Origin of the sequence: Pedobacter nototheniae, assembly GCF_004335085.1 — a bacterium.
Taxonomy (GTDB): Bacteria; Bacteroidota; Bacteroidia; order Sphingobacteriales; family Sphingobacteriaceae; genus Pedobacter; species Pedobacter nototheniae.
On sequence record NZ_RQRS01000001.1, the window covers coordinates 223,780 to 247,122 of the forward strand.

11 protein-coding genes are annotated in these 23,343 nt (G+C 36.1%); 7 read left to right on the forward strand and 4 right to left on the reverse strand.

Annotation, left to right across the window (positions count from 1 at the left end; translation table 11 throughout):
* Positions 1-101 precede the first annotated feature (101 nt).
* The 6 genes from lepB to EHC72_RS01065 all read left to right on the forward strand — a co-directional run bounded on the left by lepB (position 102) and on the right by EHC72_RS01065 (position 11,923).
* The gene (gene lepB / locus EHC72_RS01040) at positions 102-1,292 is read left to right on the forward strand and encodes a signal peptidase I (protein ID WP_131535620.1); all 1,191 of its coding nucleotides are present in this window, start codon (positions 102-104) and stop codon (positions 1,290-1,292) included.
* A 137-nt stretch (positions 1,293-1,429) separates the two neighbouring features.
* Positions 1,430-2,617, forward strand: a complete 1,188-nt coding sequence (locus tag EHC72_RS01045; protein WP_131535621.1) for an ROK family protein — start codon at positions 1,430-1,432, stop codon at positions 2,615-2,617.
* A gap of 111 nt (positions 2,618-2,728) precedes the next feature.
* Positions 2,729-5,995 (forward strand): SusC/RagA family TonB-linked outer membrane protein, encoded by a 3,267-nt coding sequence (locus EHC72_RS01050; RefSeq protein WP_131535622.1) that lies wholly within the window; start codon positions 2,729-2,731, stop codon positions 5,993-5,995.
* A gap of 19 nt (positions 5,996-6,014) precedes the next feature.
* Positions 6,015-7,622: a SusD/RagB family nutrient-binding outer membrane lipoprotein gene (locus EHC72_RS01055; protein WP_131535623.1), complete on the forward strand. Its 1,608-nt coding sequence runs from the start codon at positions 6,015-6,017 to the stop codon at positions 7,620-7,622.
* 59 nt (positions 7,623-7,681) lie between these two features.
* Positions 7,682-9,112 (forward strand): alpha-L-fucosidase, encoded by a 1,431-nt coding sequence (locus EHC72_RS01060; protein WP_131535624.1) that lies wholly within the window; start codon positions 7,682-7,684, stop codon positions 9,110-9,112.
* A 96-nt stretch (positions 9,113-9,208) separates the two neighbouring features.
* Positions 9,209-11,923 carry a glycoside hydrolase family 3 protein gene (locus EHC72_RS01065; RefSeq protein WP_131535625.1) on the forward strand — a complete coding sequence of 905 codons (2,715 nt, stop codon included), beginning with the start codon at positions 9,209-9,211 and terminating at the stop codon, positions 11,921-11,923.
* A 108-nt stretch (positions 11,924-12,031) separates the two neighbouring features.
* On the opposite strand, the gene EHC72_RS01070 is transcribed toward EHC72_RS01065, so the two are convergent.
* The 3 genes from EHC72_RS01070 to EHC72_RS01080 all read right to left on the reverse strand — a co-directional run bounded on the left by EHC72_RS01070 (position 12,032) and on the right by EHC72_RS01080 (position 16,765).
* Complete coding sequence (locus EHC72_RS01070; RefSeq protein WP_131535626.1) at positions 12,032-13,129, reverse strand: Ldh family oxidoreductase; 1,098 nt, start codon at positions 13,127-13,129, stop codon at positions 12,032-12,034.
* A 33-nt stretch (positions 13,130-13,162) separates the two neighbouring features.
* Entirely contained in the window at positions 13,163-14,749 is a 1,587-nt protein-coding gene (gene bshC, locus EHC72_RS01075) for a bacillithiol biosynthesis cysteine-adding enzyme BshC (RefSeq protein WP_131535627.1), read from the reverse strand.
* A 168-nt stretch (positions 14,750-14,917) separates the two neighbouring features.
* On the reverse strand, positions 14,918-16,765 hold the full coding sequence (locus tag EHC72_RS01080; protein WP_131535628.1) for an alpha-L-fucosidase: 1,848 nt from the start codon (positions 16,763-16,765) through the stop codon (positions 14,918-14,920).
* 201 nt (positions 16,766-16,966) lie between these two features.
* Between EHC72_RS01080 and EHC72_RS01085 the strand changes: the two genes are divergently transcribed.
* Positions 16,967-19,741, forward strand: coding sequence for a TonB-dependent receptor (locus EHC72_RS01085; RefSeq protein ID WP_131535629.1), 2,775 nt, complete (start codon positions 16,967-16,969; stop codon positions 19,739-19,741).
* Between the two features lie 675 nt (positions 19,742-20,416).
* Here EHC72_RS01085 and EHC72_RS01090 read toward each other — a convergent pair.
* Positions 20,417-22,336: a DEAD/DEAH box helicase gene (locus EHC72_RS01090; protein WP_131535630.1), complete on the reverse strand. Its 1,920-nt coding sequence runs from the start codon at positions 22,334-22,336 to the stop codon at positions 20,417-20,419.
* Positions 22,337-23,343 lie beyond the last annotated feature (1,007 nt).

The following is a 23,343-nucleotide window of genomic DNA, read 5'->3' on the forward strand; positions in this document are numbered from 1 at the left end:
CTGTATTTTGATCAATCTCTTATTGTAACAAAGTGAAGTTTGATTTATCTAAAAATCTGTTGTAACAAACTGATCTTTAACTCAAACTATAATTATAAACTATGAACTGGAAATTTTGGCGCAAAAAGAACGATGTAAATAAGAAGAAAAAAACTAAAACTAGAGAATGGTTTGATGCCATTATTTTTGCTGTAATTGCTGCAACCATTATCCGGGTGTTTTTTATTGAGGCTTATACCATTCCAAGTGGTTCAATGGAAAAATCTTTGTTAATCGGCGATTTCCTTTTTGTAAGTAAGGTAAATTATGGAGCCAGAATACCTATGACGCCGGTTGCTTTTCCATTTGCACATCATACTATGCCCCTAACCGGTACAAAAGCTTATTGGGATGGAGTACAATGGAAATACCATCGTTTACCAGGCTTATCAGAAATTAAAAGAAATGATATAGTTGTTTTCAATTTACCCGTTGGAGATACTGTAGCCCTTGAAAATCAAGAACCGAGTTATTATAATTTAGTACGTCAATCTGATTGGAAAACCGTTAACAATCAATACACCATAACCAGCAGGCCAGTTGATAAAAGAGAAAATATCATTAAGCGATGTATTGGTATTTCTGGTGATGTGATAAGTATGAAAGATGGTATTGTAAGTGTAAACGGTAAAAATGAGCCTTTAAAAAATACCGGACAAATGCCTTATAAAATCCAGTTTAAAACAACCGATATTAATTTTGATGTATTTACCGAATTAGGTTTTACAGTTGGCGAAATGCAGCAGCTTAGTGCCGATACTTATATAGCAAACGCTACTCCGGAAATGATAGAAAAGTTAAAGAAGTTGGATTTTATAAAATCTGTTGCTTTAGATGTAAAACTTCCATCAGTTGATGATGGCGATCTTTTCCCGCTTGATAAAAATCGTAAATGGAATGTAGACAATTTTGGGCCTGTAAAAATTCCAGCAAAAGGATGGACCGTTCAGTTGGATAGTAACACAATGCCTTTATATTATAGGGCAATTAGGACATATGAGGGAAACAAAGTAGAACAAAAGGGAAAGGACTGGTACATTAACGATAAGTTGGCAACTGCTTATACGTTTAAAATGAATTATTATTGGATGATGGGAGATAACCGTCATAATTCTATAGATTCTCGCTATTGGGGTTTTTTACCTGAGGATCACGTGGTTGGTAAAGCCCTCTTTATTTGGATGAGTTGGGATAGCAATGCATCTTTCTTCCACAAAATTAGGTGGAGCAGATTACTAAAAGGAATTCACTAAAGAATACAAATTTGAATCAAAACGACTTCCATTTTATGTAAGTCGTTTTTTTATAGATAATTAATCTTTTTAATTTTTTTAAAAAGATTAATGTTGTTTTATATTTTTTTATTAAGTTTGTTTTAAAACCAAATTAAATGTCTGTTATAATAGAAAAAGGTCAGCGACTAAAAGCTGATATTATTAAGCTTCTTTATTATAAGAAAGTATTATCGTTAACAGATTTAAGTAAGCTTACACAAAAGAGTTTACCACTGATTACTTCTACCGTAAATGGATTGGTGGAAGAAGGTCAGATTATTGAGCAAGGTTTGGCGCCATCAACAGGTGGCCGCAGGCCGATCATGTTTCTTTTAAATCCCGATTACAAAAAATACATCGTGGCAGTGGCAATGGATCAGTTTATTACCCGCCTTACGATTTATGATTTATCAAATAAAAAAGTTCTCCCAACCCAGCTTGTTAATTTGGATATGTCTGCTGCAGATAGTCCTGATGAATTAATTGAGTTTATAAATGCATGTATTGAAAAATCTAAAATAAACAGAGCTGATTTATTAGGTGTAGGAATTGGAATGCCTGGCTTTGTAAATGCAGAAAAGGGGATGAATTATTCTTTCCTGCATATTGAAGATGGTTCTAGCTTACAGGATTACCTTTCCAGAAACTTAAACCTATCGGTTTTTCTTGATAATGATTCCAGTTTAATTGCATTAGCTGAATTGAATTTTGGGCAGGCTATTGACTTAAAGGATGTATTGGTGGTTAACATTGGTTGGGGAACAGGTTTAGGTATGATTGTTAATGGCCAGCTTTATCGTGGTAGTAGCGGCTACGCGGGGGAGTTTAGCCATATTCCATTGTCAAATTCTGACGCGTTATGTTCTTGTGGTAAACGCGGTTGCCTTGAGGTTGAAACTTCCCTTTTGGTAATGGTACGTAAAGCAGAGAAAGCTGTAAATGATGATGCTGAAACTAGTATGAAAGCATTATTTGCTGATAAAAGTAAAAGCCACGCAGATCATTTTCTGGATGCTGTGGTAAACCAAGATCCCGTTGCGATTTCTATATTATCAGATGCTGCATTTCAAATAGGAAAAGGCTTGGCAACCTTAATTCATATTATGAATCCTGAAAGAATTATACTAAGTGGGCGTGGTGCTAAAGCAGGAAAAATGCTTTTGCCACCAATACAGCAAGCTATAAATGAGTTTTGTATCCCAAGGGTAGCAGATCAAACAACCATTGTACTTTCTAAACTGGCCGAACAGGCAGAATCATTAGCAGCGGCAAGCTTACTTGTTGAGCATAGTCATTTTAACTAATCACCTTACATAAACTTAAACCTTACGATATGATAAAATAAAGGACTAAACAAACAAAAATCATCTATTAACAACCAGCTAACTAAATAAATTATTACTAACTACAAAAAAATGAAAAAAATGTACTTAACGTGTTTAAGTACGCTATTGTTAACAATTTTTACAATAGCTGCTTATGCACAGAAAACTGTTACAGGAACAGTAAAAGATGCATCGGGTGCACTACCTGGTGTAAGTATTTCTGTAAAAGGAACATCTAAGGCTACACAAACAGATGGGAGTGGAAGATTCTCTATTTCAGCTAATTCAACTGATGTTCTTGTTTTTAATGCAATCGGTTTCACCAGGCAAGAAGTAGCTGTAGGCGATAAAACTACATTTGCAATTGTATTAAAAGAAAGTACCAACCAGCTTGATGAGGTTAATGTGGTAACTACGGCATTAGGTATAAAACGACAAGAAAAATCGCTTGGTTATGCCGTTAGTACTGTAACTGCAAAACAGTTAACCGAGGCTGGGAATACCAATTTTGCTTCTGCACTTTATGGTAAAGCCGCCGGTGTAAAAATTACAACTGCACCTGGTGGTGCAAGTAGTGCTGTAAACGTACAAATTAGAGGTATCAACTCTATAAACTACAATCAGCAGCCACTTTACGTTGTGGATGGTGTAATGATAAGAAATGATGGCCAAAATGGAGCAGCAGGCGCAAACAATAACAACTATTGGGACGATCAACGCGTTAGGGGTAATGGTATTTTAGATATTAACCCAGCTGATATTGAAAGTTTAACTGTACTAAAAGGTGCTAGTGCATCTGCATTGTATGGTTCTGACGCTGGTAGTGGTGTTGTAGTAATCACCACTAAAAAAGGTTCAAAAAGCAGAGGTTTAGGAATTGATTTTAACTATCAGGGTTCAATGGATCAGGTTGCTTTTTTACCGAGATTTCAAAATACTTATGGCCCAGGTTATGATAGAGAAACAAATGTAGCAAATGGAGCTACTGAAGAAGGATGGATTGCAGATCCAGCTTCTCCAAGTGGTTTTAGACCGTACTTTAGATCTTATGCGAATTTCGGACCTAAAATGGAAGGTCAACAAGTTAGATGGTGGGATGGCTCAATTCGTTCATATTCCCCACAGCCTGATAATTATAAAAATGTATATCAAACAGGTTATACCTCTAATGCAAACATTGCAATATCTAACCAAACTGAAGCTTTAAATTATCGTTTTTCTGCATCAAGATTAGATTATAGAGGAACACAACCTGGTAACACAGGATCAAAAAACTCTTTCAATTTAAACTCTACAATTAAACTTGCACCAAAATTATCAGCAGATGTAATTGTAAGTTATGTAAATACGATTACCAGAAACAGACCCTATCAATTAGGTCAGGTATTGGGTTCCTTCGGAGGTTTCTTTAGCCGTGCGGAAGATATGGACTTAATGAAAGAGAAATTCCAAACTAGTAATGGATACAAATACGCAACTTTTGATCAAACTAATCGTCCTGAGCCTTTCGTATTTAATATCAGAGCAACAAATCTTTTAGATTTCTACTGGCAACAATTAAAAAATACTTACGATGAGAATGAGAACAGATTGTTATCAAGTTTCACTTTAAATTATGATTTTGCTAAAAACCTTAAATTTAGAGGGCGGATTGGTAATGATTATACAGGTGCTAGAACAGAAAATCGTCAGTATACAGAAATTCCAAGTGCATTGAATGGTAATACCAGTACAGGAGCTTATACCACTACACAAGGGCAGTATGCAATTTTATACGGTGATGCATTGGTAACTTATTCAAACAAGATTGGTGAGGATTTTAACGTATCACTAAGTGGAGGTTATCAAGGAAGAAAAGAAAATTATAAAGACCAAAAATCAAATACGAAAGATGGTTTAGTATCCGAAAATTGGTTTGCTATCACCAACTCATTTGGTGTTGCTGAAACTTCTGACACCCGTAAAGAGCAATTGAAATATGCATATTTAGGGATGTTGAACTTAGCCTATAAGGATTATTTATTCTTAGAAGGAACTGCTCGTCAGGAATATGTATCAACACTACCTCCGGCAAATAACAAATATTCATACTATTCAGTAAATGGAGGTTTTGTTTTTAGTGATTTATGGAAGCTACCTTCATTTTGGAGCTATGGTAAATTAAGAGCTTCTTACGGTGTTGTTGGTAATGCGCCACCGATATATGAATCGAACATTTTATTTAAGCAAGTTTCTCTTCAAACCATAAATGGCTCAGTTCCTGCTTTAAGTCCTGCCAGCGCTTATGGAAATATAGACTTAATGCCAGAGAAAAAACATGAAGCAGAGTTTGGCTTAGAAACTCGTTTTCTAAATGGTCGTATTGGTTTAGATGTAAGTTATTATAAAAATAAAATAAAAAATCAAATCATTCCTTTAGATGTAACATCTACAAATGGTGCAAGAAGTCAAATTGTAAACGTTGGAGAAATTGGTAACCAAGGATTTGAATTAGCATTTAATGCAACTCCGATATCAGGTAAATTTAGATGGGATACAAGATTAAACTTCTCAACAAATAAATCAAAAGTGAATTCATTGAAAGATGCTAATTCTGAAATCAACTTTTATGCATCAGATCAATCAACAGCTAAAATTGTTGCTAGAACAGGAGAGGATCTTGGAAATATATATATCCGTCCAAGAAAAACTGATGCAAATGGAAATTATCTTATCAACAATGATGGTTTCTACGTAATGGATAATTCTACTTACGTTAAAGCTGGCAATATTATGCCTAAAGCAGTTGGAGGATTTTCAAATACTTTTAGCTATGGTAATTTAGCTTTAGATTTTACAATTGATTATCGCTTTGGTGGTAAAATGATTGCTCCAAACCTTAAATATATGAGAGGTGCTGGAATGCTTGAAAACTCAATGGAGTTTAGAGATGCAGCCAGTGGAGGATTAGCATATACAGCAAACGGCAAAACATATAATGATGGTGTATTGCTTCAAGGTGTTAATGAAAATACAGGTTTACCAAATAGCAAAATTCTTTCTGCAGCAGATTATTATTTAACAACATATAACTGGGGTGAAGGTTCTTTAACAGAAGGTGAAATTTTTGATAACAGCTATGTTAAAATGAGAGAAATAACTTTAAGCTATAAAATACCTGCTTCATTTACCAAGAAGTTAAAAATTACCAATTTAAGATTTTCTTTAATCGGACGTAACCTATTTTACATCTATCGTACCCTTAAAGATTTAGATCCAGAGGCTCCTCTTGGAAACAAATGGTGGTCGCAAGGAGTGGATGTTGGCTCAACTGCAGCATCAAGAAACTTCGGATTTTCTTTAAACGCAAATTTTTAGCCTAAAAATTAATGATATTATGAAAAAGTTAATTATAAAAGCAAGTTTTCTTTTGGTTGCAATAACGGCTCTAGTTGGTTGTAAAAAGGAACTTGAAGAAAAGTTTAATAACCCGGAACAAGCAAAGGATGCTAATGTGGCCGGTTTATTTACAGCTATGTTAAATAATGACAGGGTAGCTGCTAAATATTGGAATGTACGTACATTTTTAAGTCAAATGCCTGGAGTATATGCACAAACAGCATATATATCTAATAGTAATTCTATTTATCAACAAAGTGATGGGTATTCTCAAAACTATTGGGATGATTTTTACTCTACAAATGGTAACGGTAGTGGCGTTATACCTCTTTATAGAGCAATGGAAGTAAAATTCAACTCATTACCTGCAAATGAGCAAGCTACACAAAGAATTATTATGCAGGCTGCTAAGGTTGTATTGATAGAACAAGCTGCTAAAATGGTTGATTTATGGGGAGATATTCCATATTCTGAAGCAGGAAATCTACCATCAAATAATACAATTAAAAACCCTAAATATGATGAGCAAAAAGCATTGTATAATAGTTTTTTAACTGATCTTGCAAGTGCATCAACTTATTTTAAAAGCAATGCATCTAATGCTGCATTTTCAAAATCTGATATCCTATTAAAAGGAGATGTGAATAGATGGGCACGTTATGCAAATTCACTTCGTTTGAGATTATTAATGCGTATTTCAAAAACAGACGAAGCAACAGCTAAAACTGCCATACTTGAAATGTTAAATAACCAGGCAACTTATCCTTTGGTAGATGGTGGTAATGTAGGTCAGTACAATCCAGCTACGTCAGATATTTTATTGCAACCTCTTACTAATAGCACAAGCGATTTACATGATGCTTTTTTAGAGGGTAGCTTTTACGCTACAGATTACATGTTAAATACAGTAATGTTGCCTGCAAATGATCCACGTATTCCTGTTATATATGATAAATTTGGTCGTACTGTTAAAATTAATGGAAAGGACACGTTTGTGCCTAATAAAACTTATAGAGCAATGCCTGTTACATTTACTACAACAGAGCAAGAAAATAGCTTTGCTGACTATTCAGTTTTAGATTCTGCGACATTTCTTTACAATCAAAAATTACCTGGTATTGTAATTACAGCTTCAGAAGTTAACTTATTAAAAGCAGAAGCGTATGAAAGATGGGGAAGCACTACAGATGCTAAAATTGCATATGATAATGCATTGAAACAATCAGTAGCTTTTTATTATTACTTAAATAATTTAAATCAAGGAAATGGTTACGTAAATGTAACTGCTCCTGCCAGCACAATTATTGATAGTTGGGTAGATGCATCATCAGCAACCTATTCAGGATCATCTGTAGATAAACTAACTAAGATTTATACTCAAAAATGGACACATTTCGGAGTTTTACAATCTACAGAAGCATGGTCTGAATATAGAAGAACTGGATTTCCTATCTTAACATTTCCATCGAATGGTAAATTATCAGGATACGATACTCCACCTACACGTTTAATATATCCTGCAAAGGAAAAAACATTAAATAGTGTAAATTATCAGGCTGTACAAGCTAAAGATACACGTAAAACAAAAATATTCTGGATGCCTTAATCCAGTTATTAATTAATCCCGGCAGCTCAATGCCGGGATTTTTTTTAATTTATTGAACCATGAATAAAAAATCAACCCTGCTACTACTATTTATATGTTTTACTAAGATGCTAATGGCCCAACAAAATGGCATACATCAGCAATCAACCAAGTACGAATGGCCTTCTGATCCTTTAGTTAAGGAAAAGCTTGATAATTGGCAGGATAAAAAATTTGGTATGATTATCCATTGGGGTCTTTATTCCGTTCCTGGAATTATGGAATCGTGGAATCTTTGTTCTGAAGATTGGATCGATCGTGATAGCACAATTGCATACGAAGACTATAAAAAATGGTATTGGGGTTTGAGTAAAGATTTTAATCCTGTAAAGTTTAATCCCGAACAATGGGCAAAAGCGGGTAAAAATGCTGGAATGAAATACCTGGTTTTTACAACCAAACACCACGATGGATTTGCGATGTTTGATACTAAGGAATCTGATTTTAGCATTGCCAAAGGTCCTTTTGCGAATAATCCTAAAGCTGATGTAGCAAAATACGTTTTTGATGCCTTTAGAAAAGAAGGGTTTATGATCGGAGCGTATTTTTCAAAGCCAGACTGGCATTCGCAATACTACTGGTGGCAAAAATATGCAACAGCAGATAGAAACAGTAATTATGATATTAGGAAAAATCCGTGGCGTTGGAACAAATTCAAGGGGTTAGTATATAACCAAATAGGAGAGTTGATGCACAACTACGGATCGGTAGATATTCTTTGGCTTGATGGCGGATGGGTTCGTCCGTTAGAAAGCGTAAATGAAGAAGTACTATCCTGGGGGGCTAATATCCCAAAATGGAGTCAGGATATTGATATGCCAAAAATTGCTCAAATGGCCCGTAAGGCACAGCCAGGGTTGTTAATGGTTGATAGAACAGTTCACGGTCCGTATGAAAATTATCAAACACCTGAACAAAAAATTCCTGAAAAGCAGTTAGATCATCCATGGGAAAGCTGTATGACACTAGGTAATAACTGGGGTTTTGTAGCTAACGAGCCCTATAAGCCAGCGGCAGAAGTGATTCATAAATTGATAGAAATTGTGGCTAAAGGGGGTAGTTTATTACTTGGCGTAGGTCCTAAACCAGATGGAACTTTACCTGAGGAAGTAACCAACAGGCTAAATGAAATTGGTAAGTGGACAACAATAAATGGCAAAGCAATATATAATACTCGCATTACCAAAAATTACAACAGCGGCCAAACTTGGTTTACTCAAAGTAAAAACGGAAAGGCAAAATATGCAGTTTATTGTATTAAGAAGGATGAAAAATTAGTTAAAACCATTAGCTGGTCGGGCAATACTCCGAAAAAAGGTACATTAATTACTCTATTATCAAGCGGCAAAAAATTAAAGTGGAAATCTTTAAATGGTCAAATAACGGTAGAGTTACCAGCCGATGCTACTAATGAAAATATTGCACTGGCTTTTGAATTTACAACTGAATAAATCGAGATTAATTAGTTTTCCAAATTGTTTAAGAAACGACATCATTCAGTATAACGAAATATAATATATAGCTTTTAATATCCTTAAAAATTATTAATGAAATTTAACCAAGTCATTTATAGTATACTTTTACTCACCGCACTAGGCCACAGTGCTTTTGCAAATGATGATGTAAAAAAAGGTAAATACAAATCAAGTAATAAAGAACGATCAACAGATCCAATCTATAAAAACCCAAAGGCAAGTATAGATGCAAGGATAAATGATTTATTAGCCAGAATGACACCAGAAGAAAAATTTTGGCAGTTGTTTATGATTCCAGGTGATTTAGATGGTGTGGATAAAACACGGTATAAAAATGGAATTTTTGGTTTACAGGTTAGCGCAGTGGCACAGGCAGGTGGTGGTGCAAATCAAATGTTAAGCTACAATACACAAGAAAACGCCTATACATTAGCTAAAAAAATTAATGCCATTCAACGTTATTTTGTAAATGAAACCCGTTTAGGTATTCCAATGATTGCGTTTGATGAGGCTTTGCATGGTCTTGTTAGGCAGGGTGCAACAGCTTTTCCACAAGCCATTGGGCTGGCAGCAAGTTTTGATACACTTATGATGAGTAAAGTGGCTGGCGCAATAGCAAAGGAAACCAAAGTAAGAGGTATTCGCGATATTTTAACCCCTGTAATTAATATTGCATCTGATGTACGTTGGGGTAGAACTGAAGAAACTTATGGCGAAGATCCTTTTTTAACTTCTCAAATGGGTTTGGCTTTTGTTAAAGCTTTTGAAAATCAGAATATTATTACCACTCCTAAACATTTTGTTGCCAATGTTGGCGATGGCGGCAGAGATAGTTACCCGATCCATTTTAATGATCGCCTGATGGAAGAAATATATTTCCCACCGTTTAAAACAACAATTCAGCAGGGTAAGAGCAGATCTTTAATGACAGCTTACAACTCGGTTGATGGTACTCCGGCTACATCTAGCTATAACTTGTTAGCCCAAAAATTAAAAACTGACTGGGGTTTTAAGGGCTTCGTAATTTCTGATGCTGGTGCTGTTGGTGGTGCCAATGTATTACACTATACTGCTAAAAATTATGCTGAGGCGACAACACAAGCAATTTCAGGTGGATTAGATGTGATTTTTCAAACAGAATTTGATCATTATAAGTTGTTTATTCCTCCGTTTTTAGACGGTTCTATTTCGAAGAAAAGAATTGATGATGCTGTTTCAAGAGTATTGAGAGCAAAATTTGAACTCGGTTTGTTCGAAAATCCATATGTATCAGAAAGCGATGCGCAAAAAGCGGTAAGTGATAAAAGCAATAAAGCTGTGGCAAAAGAAGCGGCTTTAAAATCGTTTGTACTCCTTAAAAATGAGAAATCTATATTGCCTTTTAATGGGATAAAAAATATTCTCCTAGTTGGAGAGGATGCTATCGAAGCCCGTTTGGGTGGTTATAGTGGTAGTGGAAATGGTAAAGTGAATATTCTTGAAGGATTAAAGAAAAGAGCTGGCCAAGATGTAAACGTTGTTTATAGCAAAGGTAGTAGTCGTATTCCGGTTTTATATACGCCAATAACTGAGCAATTTTTGAAATCCGACACTGCCAAGGGGCTTTCTGGTGAGTATTTTAGTAATCTGGAGTTATCTGGAAATCCAATGTTAAACAGAGTTGATAAATCAATCAATTTTATGTGGACATTGCACGCTCCCGATAGAAAACTGGCAAAAGACCAATATTCTATTCGGTGGAAGGGTACAGTATCTGCACCGAAATCTGGTACATACCAAATTGGGTTGGAAGGGAATGATGGTTATCGTTTATATCTTGATGATAAATTAATTATTGATCGTTGGGAGAAAAGATCTTACCATACTCAACTGGTTCCATTTAATTTCGAAGCAAATAAAAACTATAACATTCGTGTAGAATTTAAGGAATCAAAGGGCAACGCTTATATTAAATTGGTTTGGGATTACAATACACCAGATACTCGGAAAACTGAGATTGATGAAGCTGTTAAACTCGCAAAAAATGCAGATGTAATTGTAGTGACTGCCGGCATTAAAGAGGGAGAATTTTTGGATAGGGCGATGTTAAATTTACCTGGCAACCAAGAAGAATTGATAAAAGAAATGCAAAATACGGGTAAGCCTGTAGTGGTGCTGTTGGTTGGCGGTAGTGCAATTACTATGAATAGTTGGTTTGATCAATCTGCTGCGGTTTTAAATGTTTGGTATCCTGGTGAAGAGGGCGGGAACGCCGTTGCCGAAACCTTATTTGGTGATTATAATCCTGCTGGAAAACTCCCTATTACTTACCCTATAAACGAAGCACAATTACCTTTAGTGTATAACCATAAACCTACAGGGCGAGGTGATGATTATAATAACTTGAGCGGAGAAGCACTTTTCCCTTTTGGTTTCGGGTTAAGTTATAGCACTTTCCAATACAAAGATTTAAAACTTTCTAAAAAACAAATTGGTTCAAACGAAAGTATTAAGGCAGATTTTACTATTCAAAATACTGGGAAATATGATGGCGAGGAAGTCGTACAATTGTACATTCGTGATGTTCTGGCTAGCGTTGCACGACCTGTTTTAGAATTAAAAGGCTTTCAAAGAATTAAATTAAAAGCTGGAGAAAGTAAACAGTTAAGTTTTACCATTACTCCAAAAATGCTACAAATGCTTAATGCCAATATGAAAACAGTAATTGAGCCTGGTGATTTTAGAATTATGATTGGATCTTCAAGCAAAGAATTACAGCTTAAGGATACGCTGACGGTGATAAAGTAATTTATTACTGATTATCCTTGCTCTTTATGGGGAGCTTAAAATCCATGTACTTGGTAAATATTGCCGCAGATTCCTGGTAAGATCTGCGGCTTTTTTATTATTAGAAAATTAATTATCGCTCCCAACTAATTTATCAATGCCAAGCTTATCTGCCAGATCATTTAAATCCTTAACTACAACATCAATTATTGGAATGCCAGAAACTTTTCTTTCCTGTTCGAAATCATGCTCAGGTTCACCAGGAATAATCACTTTCTTATCGGGATCTATAGTTTTTGCACTTTTAAAACGCTCAATCCAATTGTCTAAATGATCTTTAAAATCAGCCGTAGGGCGAAATCCATCTACACGCATGGCACCTAAAAAATGACCAAGACCTTCGCCAACAGGATTTGCTGAAGGCTCTAAAAAGGCAACAAAAGGAGGAACCCAAGGGCCGTAATTTGCACCAGAAAGTACTGCAGATAAAATATCAACTGCTGCGCTTAATCCATAACCTTTATGGCTTCCATGGTCTTTATCGCTACCTAAAGGCAAAAGAGAACCGCCATTTTTTAACTCATTAGGATCAATAGAAGCATGCCCATCCTTATTTTGTACCCAACCATCTGGCACATTTTTATTGGCTCTTTGTGCAATTTCAAGTTTTCCGTTTGCAGCAGCAGCCGTAGCCATATCAACAATAACTGGTGGGTATTTACCTGCCGGGAAAGCATAACACATGGGGTTGGTACCTAATAACCTTTCATTGGCATAAGTTGGGGCAACTAAAGGGCTGGCGTTAGTCATACTTACTCCAATCATATCTTTTTCTACCGCCATTAAAGCGTGATAGCCAGCAATACCAAAATGGTTAGAATTTTTAACCGAAACCCATCCGCTTCCATATTTCTCGGCTTTTTCTATTGCTACTTTCATAGCAAAAGGGGCTACCACCAAACCTAATCCGCCATCGCCATCAACAGTTGCTGTTGTTGGAGTTTCGTAAACAACTTTAATATTTGGCGTTGCATTTATTCTTTTCTTTTCCCAAAGACGCACGTAACCGCTTAATCTGGCTACACCGTGTGAATCAATTCCACGTAAATCAGATCGTAATAAAACATCTGTCGCTAAGGTTGCATGTTCATCAGAACAGCCTATTTTTTTAAAAACATTGTAGGTAAAAGATCTGAGTTCGGCTTCGGTAAAAGTTATAAAGTTCATTTTATTTTAGTGTAAAATCAGAATAGCGCTCAACTAAGGTAATAATAAAGTGAAATCGCCGCCCAGAGGCTCAAAGTTTTCAATTAAGGAAGAAAGAAAATCTTCTCCATAATTAACGTACATCGGCGCAATGTTAGAAATTCTTTCCTGTAAAGTTCCATTTGGAAAGAGCCTTTTCTTTACATTTTCTATTTGTTGGAGTGAAAATTCATGCTTTCTTTTTTCAGCTCTGAATAATTTCTTTTCCAGATTAGATAAAAGATGATTCGTCTTCTGCCGTGCTGAGTCTGTTGAAGCAGAAAGAGTTTTATCTACCTTGAAAGAGTTTAGTTTAATTTGATCAAAAATGCTATTAACGGCTCTTATCTCATCGGCAAGACTTAGCTGTGCTGTTGAGTTTTTCTTTACCCAAATGTTTTTCAATTCTTCAACAGGTAAAAAAGCGTCTTCCATTGTGAAGCCTAAACTATGCAAGTTTTCCGCACTTCGCTTATCAATTAACAATGCCGAATTACGTAAAAGCAATACTGGGAAATCCACTTTATAGAAATCAAAGTTGGCTTTAAGCTGCATCCAGTATGATACTTCCGCACCGCCACCTATGTAGGCAATATTTGGTAAAATTAATTCCTCATACATTGGTCGCATTATCACGTTAGGGCTAAAACGCTCTGGAAATAAATCAATCTCTGCTTTTAGTTCTTCCTCAGTAAAACTAATATCGGTATGATTTACTTTGTAAGTTTTACCTTCTAAGATAATTCGCTCACGAAGAGAATCCTTAAGGTAAAAGAAGTTTATATCACGACCGTTAACCTGCGTTTTATAGCCTAAATCTTCTAGCTTTGATGAGGTTTCCTGAATAATTCTTTCGCTGTTTTGCTGTAATATATCTGCTGTAATAATTGGAGCAAAAAGCCTTTTTAAACGTTTATCATCAGCATTTACGATAACAAGTCCGTATTTTTCGAATAAGCTGTTCACCATAAACCTGGTCGCATCAGCTAAATTGTCGTGCTCTAAGTAAGCTTGTTCAACCAGTTTGGCAATTCGCTTACCATTTTTAGAAATTCCTAAATAACCTTTGTAGGCCGTAACGGCTGCAGCAACGGTTTTTGTACTTAATCTTCCTGTTGCACCATTGGTGCTTTGTATCCAGCTGATATTTTTCTCGTCAACACTTACGTGGTTAATCTCATCAAAATCGTGATCCTCAGTAGCCATCCAATATACAGGAACAAAGTTCTTTTCGGGATGTGCAATTTTAAGCTCAATAGCAAGATTAATTGCCGTTACTATTTTATAAATAAAGTATAATGGCCCGGTAAATAAGTTTAGCTGGTGACCAGTTGTAACAGTAAAAGTTTGGTCTAAACCTAAAAGTTCAATGTTTTTACTTACCGATTTATTTACTTGCAGGTGTTGATATTGTTGCTTTAAAACATCAACCAAAAGGGCTCTATCACCTTTAAAGTTTCTATTTTCAATAGCTTGCGCCAAGCCATCCATATCTGGGCGATAACTGTAAAAAGGAGCGAGGTTCTCCTCATTATTTATATAATCTAAAACCAGTTTTGAGAAGGAACCAGTTTCCTGATAAGAAATATATTTTGCCTGCATGATTTGCGAATTAAGGCAAATTTAAGGAGAAAATGCTTTTGCCTTACATATTTTACAAATAGTAGATAAAATGGTGGCTTTAAAAATTACTATCCTTTAATTTGCTGCCTCGGTGGCTTATCTTCTTTGTGCAACTACAGAAGTAATTTATATCTTAGGTTTTAAGCTTTACAGATTACTTTCTATGGCACCAACTTTTTCCCTGTAAAGATCAATAGGACCATCAAGTAATACCGCAATTACGGTTAAATTTCTATCCAATCTATCCTCTGGAACAGGAATATATACAATGCCAGGTATTTTACTCCAGTATAGTTTGTTGTAAACTTCATGCGGAAGCATCGTTCCTTCGCCAACCACTCTAATTCTGCTGATTTGATTTTTAAGCCCTTTTATTGCAATTGGTCCGGTCGGTTTTCCCTCTACAAATAAATAAAGAGTTTGTTTATCGGCAGATAGAACTGTATTTCCGTCATAATGACCAGCTGGAATGCCTGCTGTGGTTTTATATAACACTTCCGCATTTTTTTCAATCCAATCTTTAGCTTCATTATCTAAAGGTTTTACTTCAGTTGAAAAATTTAAACCATCAGCAGATAAATTTGTATCATTAAAAATATTGATCCCTTTATTCAAGTCTGAAGCAAGTTTTTTTAGTTTTGTAGTTACTGGAACTTTGGAATTTGTACCAATTAATGTTGATAAATTAATTGGTGTGGTGGCTGGATTAACCGTTTTAATAGCTTCATTAAATTTTATGGCAACCACAGTTACATCTTTATCATAAGCAGCTTGTGGAATGTCTATAACATAATTCTGATTTTCTCCTTGCTCAAAATTAATTTTTCCCTGATAACCGATCACAGAAATATTTGCAATTTTTGAGGCGATGCCAGATAGATTAACGCCCGATTTATCTTGATAATCAAGATACAGAAATAAGGTTTTTTTATCTTTCGATAATGTAGTTTTACCATTGAAGTGTCCGGCTTCAAGCCCTGCTTGAGTTCTATAAATAGCCTCTGCATTTTTCTTCGTCCAACGGCCTAAGTCCTTTAATATTGAAACCTGTTCTGTAGCAATTGTTCCATCCGCTTTAGGACCAATATCCAATAATAGATTTCCACCCATGCTAATACAATCAACCAAAGTGCGGATAATCATATTTGAGCTTTTATAATTTTGATCGTAAGGCTGGAAGCCCCAAGAATCATTCATTGTATAACAAAGTTCCCAATAAGGAGCGTTTGGTTTTACAACAGGCACACCTTGTTCAGGCGTTTCGTAATCGCCATGTTCATCTAAACGGGCATTAATAATAATATTAGGATTATAGCTAGTCAAAATTTTACGTACTTTATCGGCTTGCCATTCTGCTGCAGAATGTTCCCAGTTTCCATCAAACCATAATAAATCTGGTTTAAATTGAGCCGAAAGATCACTTAATTGCTCTTGATAATAATTTAAGAAAGTATTCCAGCGTTTTGGATCAGCTTTCGCATCGTAGCGCTTTCTATCTCTGGTAAAAACGTCATAATTTTTATAACTCCAATCTGGTAAAGAAAAATATAAGCCTGTTTTTAAGCCCGATTGCTTTAATGCTCCAATAAAAGGGGTAATTAAATCCTGTTTTGCTGCGCTATTTTTTAAGGTTGTTGTAGCATCCAAAGCCTTGGTGTTCCAAAGGGAAATGCCATCATGATGTTTCGTTGTAATTACTGCATATTTTGCACCACTTTCTTTAATTAAATCTACCCATTTTTTAGGATCATATTTTGAAGCATTAAACCCCTGAAGCTGTTTCATGTAAGCATCATGATTGATGTAATTATTGAAAAAGGACCATGATTCTGAAATTCCATTTACAGAATATATCCCCCAATGAATAAAAATACCAAGTTTAGCATCTCCAAACCATTCCATTTTTGATTCTTTAGATTTTTGCACCGTTTGACTGTAAATGTTTCCTGAAGTAATAAGTAGCAATAGGAGTGGAAATATTTTTTTTAGGCTCATTTTATATGGTTTGAACTCGTAAATATATTTTATTTCGATTGCAGATAGTTAAATTTAAAAGGTAAATTATTAAGTGTAATTGGAGATCAGCTATTATTGTGTGGCACTAAGTAACAGAAAAATTATAGTATACTAAATCTGTAGATTTAATTTTTGTATGTTTGTTCTACAAATTAATAATCATACTAATACAAATAGCTTATGAAAAATAAATTCTACTTAATTGTTTCTTTATCCTTTTTATTTGTCTCAGGGCTTAAGGCTCAGGTAGTAAAAGGTGTAGTGAGCGATTCCTTACAAACCATTATTGGAGCAACCATCACAGTTTCTGGTCAAAATATTAAAACCGCTACCAATGCACAAGGGCGATATGAATTAAAGTTCCCATCCGCCGGAACTTATACTATTAGTGCCATTTATGTAGGTTATCAAAGTCAGCAGAAAAAAATTACTATCACTGTAGGAGAAACTAAAGAACTGAACTTTACATTAACAGAGAATAAAAATGATTTAGAAGGCATTGTAATCGTTGGATCAAGAAGTGCACCTCGTTCTCAAATGGAAACGCCTGTACCAGTTGATTTAGTTGATGTTAAAAAGCTCGCCCAAAACTCACCTCAAGTATCATTGGCGCAAATTTTAAATTATGTAGCGCCTTCATTCACTTCAAATGTAGCTAACCTTACAGATGGAACCGATCACATTGATCCAGCTTCTTTACGTGGCTTGGGGCCAGATCAGGTTTTAGTTTTAATCAATGGAAAACGCCGCCACACAACTTCACTAATTAATATTAATGGCAGCTTAGGAAAAGGATCTGTTGGAACGGATTTGAATGCAATTCCAACCGCTGCAATAAAAAGGGTAGAGGTTTTACGTGATGGAGCTGCCGCACAATACGGCTCTGATGCCATTGCAGGCGTAATTAACATTATTTTAAATGAAGATGTGAATAAACTTTCAGCAAGTATTACAGGTGGCGGTTTTGCCGGAAAGCACTCTGATGGATTAGATGGGGCAACAACCCAGGCTAATGTAAATTATGGCGTGAAGCTGAATGATAAAGGAGGCTTTTTAAATCTTAGTGGATCTTTTGATTATCGTGATTTCGCATCAAGAACCACACCTTATCGTGGTGTTATTTTTACCGATTATAACAATCCAACACTTTATCCAACACCAACAGGTATCGATATTACGGATGCTGAATTAGCAAGAAGAGGATTAACCCGTGGTGATTTTGTGCCTAATATTGGTCAAAGTAAAAACCGTGGCGGTGCCTTGTTTCTAAATTCGGTAATTCCAGTTTCAGATGGTGCAGAAATTTATGCTTTCGGTGGTTTAAATTACCGAAACGGTACTTCTAATGCTTTTTACAGAACCCCTCGCCAATTAACACAAACCAATGCAACAATTTATCCTAATGGTTTCTTACCGCAAATTATAACAGATAATAACGATCAATCGTTAGCTATTGGCATACGTGGAAACTTAGGCGAATGGAAAGCAGATTTCAGCAATACTTATGGTCGTAATTATATCAATTTTACCACCGCAAATACATTAAATGCTTCTTTATTAACGGCATCTCCAACCTCATTTGATGCCGGAGGTTACGATTTTGTTCAAAATACAACCAATTTAGACTTTACTCGTTTCTTTAAAAATACTTTAAGCGGAATCAACGTTGCATTTGGTGCAGAGCATCGTTATGAAAACTATAAAATTATTGCCGGCGAAGAAGCATCTTACGTAAATTATGGCAATGCGATTAATGTTGGTACAACCGCTAATCCAATTTTAATTCCTGATCCTAAAGGAAATATTTCTACACGTTTTGCCGCAAATGGCGCTGCTTATGCTGGTGGTGCACAAGGGTTTCCTGGCTTTAGTAAAGATAATGCAACTAACGTAGGGCGGTCTTCTGTAGCCGCTTATGGAGATGTGGAAGTTAATTTTACCGATAAATTCTTAGTGGATGGAGCTTTACGCTTTGAAAATTACTCTGATTTTGGCTCTACACTTAATTTTAAATTAGCTGGGCGATATAAATTTTCCGACAAGTTTGTATTTCGTGCAGCCGCAAGTACTGGTTTTAGAGCTCCATCATTACAACAACGCTATTTTAATGCAACATCAAGTGTATTTATTGACGGTAATTTTGTTGAATCAGGAACTTTTTCAAACGATAGTCGCGTAGCACAACTTTTAGGAATCCCTAAATTAAAAGAAGAAACATCAACCAGTTATAGTGCAGGTTTTACTTCAAACTTAGGCAAAATTAAAATAACGGTTGATGGCTATCTAATCCGTATTAACGATCGTGTAATTTATACTGGTCAATTTAGCGGAAGCAATGCGGCATCAGCTTCTCCACAAGATAAGGAAATTTATAACCTATTGCGCCAGGCAAATGCCAGTACAGCACGCTTCTTCGCAAACGCTGTAAATACCGAAACTAAAGGTGTTGATGCGGTAATTACCTATACAACAGGCTTAGGGGGAGGTACTTTGAGGACAGATTTAGCGGGTACAATTTCTAAAACTTCGTTGGTTGGAGGCATTAACACTTCGCCTTTACTTGCCGGTAAAGAAAGTATCTATTTAGATGATGCCAGCGTAATTTTATTAACTAAGGTAGTTCCTCGTTTAAAAGCCAACTTAACATTTGATTATACCCTAAATAAATTTAATGTGTTTCTACGTAATGTTTATTTCGGTACAGTATCTCAACCAACTAATGTTGTAGCAAACAGACAAGATTTACCAGGACGCGTAATTACAGATTTAGGTTTTGGTTATAACCTAACTAAAAGCTTGAAATTAACGGTTGGTGCAAATAATATATTTGATGTTTATCCGGCAGAACTTTTATTGGGTAGCCAAGGTACATCAGGTATTTTATATCCAAACCAGGCACCTCAATTTGGTTTCTTGGGCAGATATGTATTTACCAGAATCAACTTAAATTTCTAAATAATTTAGGGATCAGGTCAATTTTCTGCTAAGGCGGTATTATGCGAATTTTTTTATCTAAATATGATTGAAACCAATATTTTAAAAAGGTTAGAACCGATTTATTTTTTTGGAAACTATTGTCAGTAGTTTTTACAAGCTGTTCGAGATGTTAGCTTTTTCAGCGCATCTCGTACTATTGATAAAACAGGATTTTCAAATTCTGAAGGTCATTTATAGCTTTACTTATTTACGGGTTCACAGAACCATTTTTATTGTTAATTCGAGATGCATGCGGAACATCTCGAACAGCTGAAGTATCTCGTACTATTGATAAAACAGGATTTTCAAATTCTGAAGGTCATTTATAGCTTTACTTATTTACGGGTTCACAGAACCCTTTTTATTGTTAATTCGAGATGCCTGCGGAACATCTCGAACAGCTGAAATTGTATTTAAACCTGATTGAAACGGCATCCCGATTTTTTTTATCGGGATACAGTGTAAAAGCAGGGCTTCAATTGCCATGCACACCGAAGCGATCATTTCCAAATACTAATATTTGACAATAACAAACAGCAGCCAGTTGTTAATTACGCTCCTCAATTTTTATACTTGGTACGGATTTAGTCTTTTAGTTAAAAAAAAAGCCGGTTTTGAATAAACAAAACCGGCTTTAATATTTGGATTAGTGTATTACCATTTTTTTCTGCGTTCGCCACCTTCTCTGCTTCCGCCTTCACGACTTCCACCTTCACGTCTTCCGCTACCGCCAGTACTACCACCACGATCTTCACGTTTACGACCAGAGAAATCTCTGAATCCGCCACCACCGTTTCCGCCTTCACTTCTCTCGCCACCGCCAGAACTTCTTCTGTCGCCACCGCCACCGTAACTACGTCCACCGCCGCCACTTCTTCTTTCTCCACCAAAACCACCGCTGCGTCTTTCGCCACCATCACGTCTTGGTCTGCCATCACTTCCATCACGGCCACCATCACCACTTTTCTCGATACGAACATTACGGCCTTTGAATTCTACAGCTTTGAAACCTTCGAAAACTTTTTCAGCTACGTCATCTTCAACTTCAAAGAAAGAGTAAACACCTTTTAAATCGATTTTACCAACGCTTTTGCCACCAATTTTTGCATTATTGCAAATGAATGATAACATATCACCACGAGTAAATTCATCTACAGAACCTAAGTTGATAAACAAACGAGTATAACCTTCGCTACCTCTGTTGTTACCACGTACACGATCACGTTCGTTACGATCTTCAGCTACTGCAGCATTTAAATCAGGTGCTTTAGAATAGTAATCTAAGAAACGGTTAAATTCTAAAGATGCAAAACGTTTGATTACTTCTTCTTTGCTTAACTCAGCAAATTCATCCATAATACGAGGAATGTACTGATCTATTTGCTCATTATTAACCTCTACATTGTGTACTTTATGTACTAAAGAGAATAATTGTTTTTCGCAAACATCAAATCCTGTCGGAAGCTCAGCTTTAGTAAATTGTTTACCAATGATACGCTCCAATTGACGGATTTTACCAACTTCTTTAGAGTTGATGATACAGATTGAGATACCTGTTTTACCAGCACGGCCAGTACGACCAGAGCGGTGGGTATAACTTTCAATCTCATCAGGTAATGAATAGTTAATTACGTGTGTTACGTTGTTAACATCAATACCACGAGCAGCAACATCAGTAGCAATTAATAATTGCATGTTACGCTCACGGAAACGTTGCATTACTTTATCACGTTGTTGTTGTGATAAATCACCGTGTAAAGCATCAGCATTGTAGCCATCTTTAATTAAATGCTCAGCAACATCTTGTGTATCCAATTTGGTTTTACAAAATACTACGGCAAAAATTTCAGGGTTAAAATCTACAATCCGTTTAAGGGCTGCATATTTATCACGTGCACGAACGATGTAATACTCATGTTCGATATTTACGTTACCTGTGTTTTTTGTGCCCATGGTTAATTCAACAGGCTCGTTCATGTATTTTTTAGCAATACGGCGAACTTCTGCAGGCATTGTAGCCGAGAATAACCAGGTTTTTTTGTCATCAGGAGTGGTTGATAAAATGTCGTTGATGTCATCTTGGAAACCCATGTTTAACATCTCGTCGGCTTCATCAAGCACAACATATTTAACGCCAGAAAAATCAATTGCCTTACGGCCAATGATATCTAACATACGGCCGGGCGTGGCCACTACAATTTGTACGCCATTGCGTATTTCACGTAGTTGTTGCATAATGTTCGCACCACCGTAAACGGCAACTACGTGGGCATTAGCAATGTTTTTAGAAAAGTTTTTAAGGTCGTTAGCGATCTGTAAACATAACTCGCGAGTAGGGCATAAAATTAATGCCTGCGGTTTATTGCTTTTAAAATCGATTAGTTCTAACAGCGGCAAACCAAATGCGGCTGTTTTTCCTGTTCCTGTTTGGGCCAAACCAACAAAATCATTAGTGCCTTCTAACAGTACAGGAATACTTTGCTCCTGAATAGGCGTTGGATTTTCAAATCCAAGGTCCTTTACGGCATTAACGACGTCATCACTTATCCCCAATAATTGAAATGGGTTTGTCATTCGTCTTTTTATTATTTTAATTGAGCCGCAAAGGTACGGTTAATAATCCGTATTTTATTGATAGCTAAGGAAATAGTTTTTTGGTGTAATTATTTGAGGATTAAGGGGAAAGAGGTTTTAGTAAACTGTATGAGGTAAATGGGGGTAAGTATGGAGCCGAAAAAGCTTCTTGAATTTGATTAGAGTAAGGTTTTCCGCTGCCGCGGAGGCCTTATTCTTTTTGGCAACCAAAGAAGCAAAATTGTCGGCTCGCAATTTTTCTGTGTAAGGCAGTGGGTGGGATTAGATTGTGCTTCCCGAATAATTGACCATGCCGATTGAGAGCTTACGAAAAAACAATGGTTTGGACTTGTTAGTGTTTTAAGCGCATTGCTAATCAAACGTTCATATTGCAAAAGCTTTCCGATTACGCCCAGGCATAGCAGCATTTCGCAGAATAGCTCATTATAATTCTTGTACTTACATCCGTTTTACGAATAACTAAAGAAATATGCAGCGGGCGCAGGATTATGTGTTGGGCTAAGCCTCATATTACTGCTGTCGGAATTATAATGCTGCTATGCAAGAAAGGGTGCCAGCCTTGACTTTTGGGCGCCTTTTTGTTAAGAAAAAGGTACAAAGCCCGTCTGGCAAGACAAATCTTTATTCCGCTGCCGCGGAGGCCTTATTCTTTTTGGCAACAAAAAGAACCAAAAATTGTCGGCTCGCAATTTTTTCTCTTTAAGGCAGTGGGTGGGCTTAGCGGGTGCTTCCCGAATAATTGACCATGCCGATTGAGAGGTTAACGAAGAAGCAGTGGTTTGGATTTGTTGGGAGTATAGGCGATCGCTAAACTAACTTTAAATTATATTACTGAATTATCCGATTACGCCCAGGCATAGCAGTATTTCGCAGGATAGCTCATTGGAATTCTTGTACTTACTTTCATTATACGAATAACCAAAGGAATATGCAGCGAGCGTAGGATTTTGTGTTGGGCTAAGCCTCATATTACTGCTTTAAGAATT

What these genes read in the sequence shown, in the direction of transcription:
- lepB (WP_131535620.1), top strand. Translation starts at nt 102, where the DNA reads ATGAACTGGAAATTTTGGCGCAAAAAGAACGATGTAAATAAGAAGAAA.
- EHC72_RS01045 (WP_131535621.1), top strand. Translation starts at nt 1,430, where the DNA reads ATGTCTGTTATAATAGAAAAAGGTCAGCGACTAAAAGCTGATATTATT.
- EHC72_RS01050 (WP_131535622.1), top strand. Translation starts at nt 2,729, where the DNA reads ATGAAAAAAATGTACTTAACGTGTTTAAGTACGCTATTGTTAACAATT.
- EHC72_RS01055 (WP_131535623.1), top strand. Translation starts at nt 6,015, where the DNA reads ATGAAAAAGTTAATTATAAAAGCAAGTTTTCTTTTGGTTGCAATAACG.
- EHC72_RS01060 (WP_131535624.1), top strand. Translation starts at nt 7,682, where the DNA reads ATGAATAAAAAATCAACCCTGCTACTACTATTTATATGTTTTACTAAG.
- EHC72_RS01065 (WP_131535625.1), top strand. Translation starts at nt 9,209, where the DNA reads ATGAAATTTAACCAAGTCATTTATAGTATACTTTTACTCACCGCACTA.
- EHC72_RS01070 (WP_131535626.1), bottom strand. Translation starts at nt 13,129, where the DNA reads ATGAACTTTATAACTTTTACCGAAGCCGAACTCAGATCTTTTACCTAC.
- bshC (WP_131535627.1), bottom strand. Translation starts at nt 14,749, where the DNA reads ATGCAGGCAAAATATATTTCTTATCAGGAAACTGGTTCCTTCTCAAAA.
- EHC72_RS01080 (WP_131535628.1), bottom strand. Translation starts at nt 16,765, where the DNA reads ATGAGCCTAAAAAAAATATTTCCACTCCTATTGCTACTTATTACTTCA.
- EHC72_RS01085 (WP_131535629.1), top strand. Translation starts at nt 16,967, where the DNA reads ATGAAAAATAAATTCTACTTAATTGTTTCTTTATCCTTTTTATTTGTC.
- EHC72_RS01090 (WP_131535630.1), bottom strand. Translation starts at nt 22,336, where the DNA reads ATGACAAACCCATTTCAATTATTGGGGATAAGTGATGACGTCGTTAAT.